The sequence below is a fragment of the Trichlorobacter sp. genome (assembly GCF_030247655.1).
In the GTDB taxonomy this organism is placed as follows: domain Bacteria; phylum Desulfobacterota; class Desulfuromonadia; order Geobacterales; family Pseudopelobacteraceae; genus Trichlorobacter.
Genome location: NZ_JAOTRZ010000189.1, coordinates 1 through 5,943 on the forward strand (window position 1 = coordinate 1; position 5,943 = coordinate 5,943).

The window sequence follows — 5,943 nt, forward strand, 5'->3', positions numbered from 1 at the left end:
GCTGCTGAGCTGCCACCACTGGCCCAGGTACGGGCTACCGTTGAACAACAGGTCCGGGCCCTGAAGGCAGCGGAACTGGCCAAGCAAAAGGCGGTTGAGGCGCAAAAGACACTGGCTGCAGGCGGTGCAGGTCTCAAGCTGCAAACAACCCCTGCCTTCGGCTATAACGCCAAAGGAGACCTGCCAGGCATCGGCAGTTCAAAACCGCTGATGGAAAAGGTATTTGATCTGACCACTGCCAGCGCAACCGCTTCTGAGCCGATGCTGGTGGGCAACCGCTGGTATGCGGTACGGCTGAAGCAGCGTAATGCAGCCCCGCAAGCAGTCTTTACCGTCAGCAAGGACGAGATTAAAAAGCGGATGCTGCCTGCCAAACAGGAAGAGGCCCTGCGTAACTGGCTGAAGGAACTGCGCAGCAAGGCCAAAATCGTCATTAATCCGGCACTTACCGCCGCTAACCAGTAACGTTGAAACCAAAGGAGAGCTGACATGTCCCAGCCTGTTAAACAAACCGATTTCCCCGGCCTGAAACTGGTCACCCGCGGCAAGGTGCGGGATATTTACGATCTGGGCGACGCCCTGCTGATGGTCACCTCAGACCGGATTTCGGCCTTTGACGTGATCATGAATGAGCCGATTCCTGACAAAGGGATCGTGCTGACCCAGATTTCAAAGTTCTGGTTCAGCCAGATGGAAGATATCATCCCCAACCATATCATCTCCACCGACGTGGCTGACTACCCGGCCGAATGCCAACCCTACGCCGATGTCCTGGCTGGCCGCTCCATGCTGGTCAAAAAGGCAGAACCGCTGGCTGCCGAGTGTATCGTGCGGGGCTACGTCTCCGGTTCCGGCTGGAAAGATTATCAGGCCACCGGTTCCATCTGCGGCATCAAACTGCCGGAAGGGCTGAAGGAGTCCGACCGTCTGGCGGAGCCGATCTTTACCCCCTCCACCAAGGCTGAGCTGGGCACCCATGACGAGAACATCAGCTTTGAGGAAATGGCAAAGGTCTGCGGCAAAGAACTGGCCGAACAGGCCCGTGAAGCCACCATCCGGATCTACTGCCGTGCCCGTGAAATCGCCGATCAAAAGGGGATTATCATTGCCGACACCAAGTTTGAGTTCGGTGTCTATGAAGGCAAGCTGATCATCATTGACGAGTGCCTGACTCCTGACTCAAGTCGTTTCTGGCCCAAAGACCTGTATAAGGCAGGGGGGCCCCAACCCAGCTTTGACAAGCAATTCCTGCGGGATTATCTGGAAACCCTGGACTGGGGCAAGACCGCACCAGCACCGCCGCTGCCGGAGGAGATCGTGGCCAAAACCGGTGACAAATACAAGGAAGCGCTGTTTAAACTGGCTGGAATCAAGCTGTAACCATCTTTTTTCACTGTTGTCATACCGCCGGAACCTCCCGGCGGTATTTTTTTTGCTGAAAATTTGACCAGCCCCCCAAAGTGTGTATACTACCCCATAAGAACATGCGGGAAAGGAGACGGACCATGAAATTGGATGACGTCAAAAAGATTGCTGCAGAACTGGGAATTAAAGCGGGTAAACTGCGTAAGGCAGACCTGATTCAGCAGATACAGCAGGCTGAAGGTAACGACCCGTGCTATGCCACCGGCAAGGCAGATGTCTGTGGGCAGGATCAATGCCTCTGGCGGGAAGACTGCAACTAACTCATTTCTCCGGCGCCTTAGACAAAAGTACGCCCTGTCAGCATAAGCCAACAGGGCGTACTCTTTTGTGTATACGCAGGCAGCTCCTGCGATACCGCTATACGTTTCCCTGTCCCTTCAGATGCTTACCAAGCGCCCGATCTCTGACTGATATATGTCGTAGCAGCCAGTCCAGCAACAGCTTATTGGTATCCAGCACATGATCAATCTGCACGCTTCCGTCAGTACGCATCCGTTCTTTCAGGTCAGCAATCCGGGCAATAAATCCGACGTGCTCAGCGTGATGCGCCTCATAGTCAGGAAAACCGCTCTTTTTCTGCAGCTTCTCCTCATCACCAAAGTGACTGATCACATACTCATCCAGAAATGACAGCAGGTGCAGCACCTCTTCACGCCCTTTGCCTTCCTTGCAGGAGTTGAGCAGCAGATCAAAACGGGCCAGCAGCTCTTTATGCTGGTTATCAATCTGATCAACCCCTATGGCAAGATCTTCTCTCCAGGTAATTCCCATCTTTATGCCTCCCTGTCTGCTTCGGCAGACTTTTTTTTACGTGCAGTTGCGGCCTTCTTTTTATGGCCTGCGGCCTTACTTCTATCCTCGTCTTCATGCATCTGTGCGTACATCTTCTTCAGGGTCTGTGCAACCAGATAAAAGACCGTACCTTTGGGGAAGGTACCATTTTTTCCGGCCACCCCGGCCTGCACACCGGTCAGGATCTCAATCCCCTGCTCAATGGTCTCAATGCTCCAGAGGTGGAATTGACCATCGGCAATCGCCTCCACCACCTCTTCTTTCAGCATCAGGTGACGCTCATTGGTTCTGGGAATCACAACCCCCTGTGCGCCGGTCAATCCCTTGGCCTTGCAAACGGCATAAAAGCCTTCAATCTTGTGGTTCACGCCGCCGATCGGCTGAATCTGTCCCCGCTGGTTGACGCTGCCGGTCACCGCAATCCCCTGCCTGATCGGCAGACCGGACAGGGCTGAAAGCAGGGCATACAGTTCAGTTGAAGAGGCGCTATCCCCTTCCACACCATCATAATTCTGTTCAAAACAGATCGAGGCGGACAGGGAAAGAGGGTGGGTACGGGCAAACAGCCCCCCCAGATAACCGGTCAGGATCAAGACTCCTTTGTCATGAATCGGACCGGACAGCTTGACCTCACGCTCCACGTTAACCATACCGGCCTGCCCCAACCAGGTACGGGCGGTAATCCGGGAAGGTCGACCAAAGACATGGTCCCCCAGCGAAATGACCGACAGGCCGTTGATCTGCCCCACCACGGCCCCATCGGTATCCACCATGATGGTACCGTCATCAAACAGCTCCTGCATCCGCTCTTCGATCCGGTTGACCCGATAGAGCTGCTCTTCGGCAGCCCGACGTACGTCACTACAGGTAATCACCTCATGCCCGTCACGCTCGGCCCAGAAACTGGCCTCACGCACAAAATCAGCGATCTCCATAAAGCGTGAAGAGAGCTTCTGCTGGTCATCCACCATCCGGGCGGTGTATTCCAGCAGACAGGCCACGCCGGCCCGGTCAAAATGCAGCAGTTTCCTGTCACGACAGAGGGTGGCCACAAACAGGGCATATTCCTGCATGACAACCGGAGTACGGGAGACAGAGCTGTCAAACTCTGCCTTGACCTTGAAGAACTTGCGGTAGTCCGGGTCCTGATAGTAGAGCAGATAGTAGATCCAGGGAGTGCCCACCAGCACAATCTTGGCTGAAAGCGGCACCGGTTCCGGCTTGAGCGATACCATGGTCATAAAGCGATACTGCTCCAGCACATCTTCAATCCTGATTTCAGCGGTACGGATGCAACGCTTGAGCGAATCCCAGACAAACGGGTTGATCAGTACCTCTCGGGCATCAATCACCAGGTAGCCACCATTTGCCCGGTGCAAGGCACCGGACTTGATCATGGTGAAGTCGGTCACTGCCACGCCACCGTACTGCATGACATGCTCAATCCTGCCAAACAGGTTATTGTAGGTGGGGTTGGACTCAAAGACGATCGGCGCCCCTTCTGTATCCTTATTATCCACCAGCAGGTTGACTTCATAGCGTTCAAAGCTGGGTTCCTGGCGGGCAATCTTCAGGCCGGGAATCTGGGGCTGCGTCGGCTGTGGCTTAAAATCCTCAAGGTTTTTAAGGATATCTTCCTGCACGGTTTCAAGGTAGGCCAGCACCTTCTCCAGACCGGCATACTTTTCCCGCAACGGGTCCAGGCGATGCCCCAGGCAGGAAAGCCCCAGCTCACGGTCCGCCTGGGCCAAGGCATCCTTGGTGGCCTTCTCGTTATCCCGGACCTGACGCAGAACATCATTCAGGCGCTCCGTCAGCAGCTTGCCCTGTTCCTCAAGCTTGGTCCGTTCCTCATCGGTCAGGGCATCGTACTCATCCTGGGTAAAATTATGGTCATCCTTCTGAGGTACAATTACCAGCCCGGAAACCGTCCGTTGCAGTACGAAACCATGCTTTTCAGATTCTGTCTCAAGGGTATCAAACAGTTCATTACTCTGGGTCTGATACTGCTCCAGCACCTCGGTACGGCGGGATTCATACTCTTTGCTTTCCAGCGCCTTGGGAATATCCTTCTTGAACGCCTCCACCAGCTCCTTCATATCAGCGGTCAGCTCGCTGCCCATGCCGGCCGGAAGCGACAAAGAGATCGGATTATCAGCATCCTTGAAGTTATAGACATAGACCCAGTCATCCGGGGTCGGCTCATCCTTGGCACGCTGACGCAGCAGGTTACGAATGGTTGAGGTACGTCCGGTACCGGTCTGGCCGGAGATATAGAGGTTGAAGCCGGTCTCCCTGACTCCCAGGCCAAACTCGATGGAGCGCAGGGCACGTTCCTGCCCCACTGCATCCACCAGATCCGGCAGATCCGCAGTGGTGGTAAAATCAAACTGATCCGGGTCGCAGGTCCAGCGCAGTTTCTCAACCGGTAATTGACAAGATGTACTAACGGGCATTACCCCTCCTTCTATATACATGAGACAGGGCTATCGTTGTCCTGCCAGACAGACTTGGTTACGGCCACCATTCTTGGCACGATACAAGGCAGTATCTGAAGCCTTGATCACCTCTTCAGCAGAGGCGTAACGGCCACCAGACTCAGCCACACCGATACTGACGGTCACTGAAACATCTCTACCTCCGTACTGTTTGGTGCGACTTACCTGCCCCTTGACATCATCCTTGGGGCGCTCATCGGAGCGTAGAGCCATCTTGTACTCTTCAATGGACTTGCGCAGTTTTTCAAGGTGCGGCGCAGCATCCTTGGCAGTTTTACCGGGGAAAATGACGGTAAACTCCTCTCCTCCATACCTGAAGGGACGTCCGCCACCGGAGACCGCCATCAATCGACTTGCGACCACCTTCAGCACCTGATCCCCCACATCATGACCGTAGGTATCGTTAAATCGTTTAAAATGATCAACGTCCACCATGGCTATGGCGTAACGGCTACCCAGACCACGCAGCAGTTCATTCAAGGCCCGCCGCGACGGCAGGCCGGTCATATCATCCCGGAAGGCCATGTTGTGGGAGTCCTGAATAATTGCCAGGATAAAGATCAAGCCGATGGCACTGTTGAACACCGGAGCAATATAGGGTGTATCAGGCTGTGCCAGCAACAGACCAAAGGCGATCGCCGCTCCGAAAAAAGCGCCGTCAAGGGGGGATTGACGCTGCCAGGTGCGCCTGGCAATTATTCCCGCAGCCAGCAGTAACAGCAACAGACTGATCTGAGGAAGATGGTGTACCTCAAACAGCCGGGACTGAACAATCGGTCGGGTCAGCACTGCCCACAGGGTCTGGCTGCCCTGTTGAAGAGTAATCCAGAATATCACCAGCTGGAACACCACAAAAGCCATCCGCATTCTACCGGCGCTGCCGATGATCCCTTTTTCACTCATCAGGGAAATGATCAGCAGATTAAACGGCAGCAGAACAGCAAAGGCCTGATGAACCAGAACCGATTCGGGAGTCGCCAGGCCGGGGGAGCCATAGCGCGATGCATAGTAATAGGCGGATGTTGACAGTAACAGCACCAGACAGGTGCGGCCCCGTTTAAAATGGTAGGCTGAGGCCACGGCTACCATCGCCAGCAGATAGGGAGCCATGACCAGCAGCTCCTGATGGGTCTTTGAGAGTGTCGGAACACGAAGGAGGAACCACCAGGAAACCAGCAGGACCGTTACGGGAAGGAATAAAGCTGAAAAATTCCGGACCATAAAATGC

General features: G+C 54.7%; 5 protein-coding genes and 1 pseudogene. 3 read left to right on the forward strand and 3 right to left on the reverse strand.

Annotated elements, in window-relative coordinates; all coding sequences use genetic code 11:
• From OEL57_RS13315 to OEL57_RS13325, 3 genes and pseudogenes are all read left to right on the forward strand, one after another.
• Positions 1 to 465, forward strand: a pseudogene (locus OEL57_RS13315) (peptidylprolyl isomerase); the annotation flags it as partial.
• A 24-nt stretch (positions 466 to 489) separates the two neighbouring features.
• Complete coding sequence (locus OEL57_RS13320; protein ID WP_300741072.1) at positions 490 to 1,380, forward strand: phosphoribosylaminoimidazolesuccinocarboxamide synthase; 891 nt, start codon at positions 490 to 492, stop codon at positions 1,378 to 1,380.
• Between the two features lie 125 nt (positions 1,381 to 1,505).
• Positions 1,506 to 1,685, forward strand: a complete 180-nt coding sequence (locus OEL57_RS13325; RefSeq protein ID WP_300741073.1) for a Rho termination factor N-terminal domain-containing protein — start codon at positions 1,506 to 1,508, stop codon at positions 1,683 to 1,685.
• Between the two features lie 97 nt (positions 1,686 to 1,782).
• Here OEL57_RS13325 and OEL57_RS13330 read toward each other — a convergent pair whose 3' ends face one another.
• The 3 genes from OEL57_RS13330 to OEL57_RS13340 form a co-directional block, all read right to left on the reverse strand.
• Entirely contained in the window at positions 1,783 to 2,196 is a 414-nt protein-coding gene (locus tag OEL57_RS13330; protein WP_300741074.1) for a bacteriohemerythrin, read from the reverse strand.
• 2 nt (positions 2,197 to 2,198) lie between these two features.
• Positions 2,199 to 4,673, reverse strand: coding sequence for a Lon protease family protein (locus OEL57_RS13335; protein WP_300741075.1), 2,475 nt, complete (start codon positions 4,671 to 4,673; stop codon positions 2,199 to 2,201).
• A 30-nt stretch (positions 4,674 to 4,703) separates the two neighbouring features.
• A partial coding sequence (locus tag OEL57_RS13340; RefSeq protein ID WP_300741076.1) for a GGDEF domain-containing protein occupies positions 4,704 to 5,943 on the reverse strand: 1,240 nt, incomplete at its 5' end.